General features: G+C 65.8%; 1 protein-coding gene. It reads left to right on the top strand.

Going from position 1 to position 269, the window contains the following annotated elements; translation table 11 throughout:
• A partial coding sequence (locus B4920_RS26380; protein WP_216820059.1) for a hypothetical protein occupies window positions 1-269 on the top strand: 269 nt, incomplete at both ends.

The raw sequence follows: 269 nt of genomic DNA, 5'->3' as shown, positions 1-269 counted from the left end.
CCGCGAGCTGGCGCTGCACCTGCGCTATTTTCTGCTCAACCTGGGGGCAGCCATAGGCCCCCTGCTCGGGGTCAGCTACGGCCTGAGCGCCCGCCAGGAGACCTTCCTGCTGCTCAGTGTCAGCTATCTGCTGCTGGGCTTCATCTTCTTCATCGGTTTTAGGCTGGCCGCCTGTCAGGCGAGCCATGCCGCCGGCCCCGGCATGCGCGCCGTGTTGCGGGTGCTTTGGCAGGACAGGGGCTTCCTGCTGCTGACGATGGCCAACATGC

Origin of the sequence: Zoogloea sp. LCSB751 (assembly GCF_002028455.1) — a bacterium.
Taxonomy (GTDB): Bacteria; Pseudomonadota; Gammaproteobacteria; order Burkholderiales; family Rhodocyclaceae; genus Zoogloea.
The sequence above is the reverse complement of the archived record's forward strand: the minus strand, read 5'-3'. Positions and strand labels throughout refer to the sequence as shown.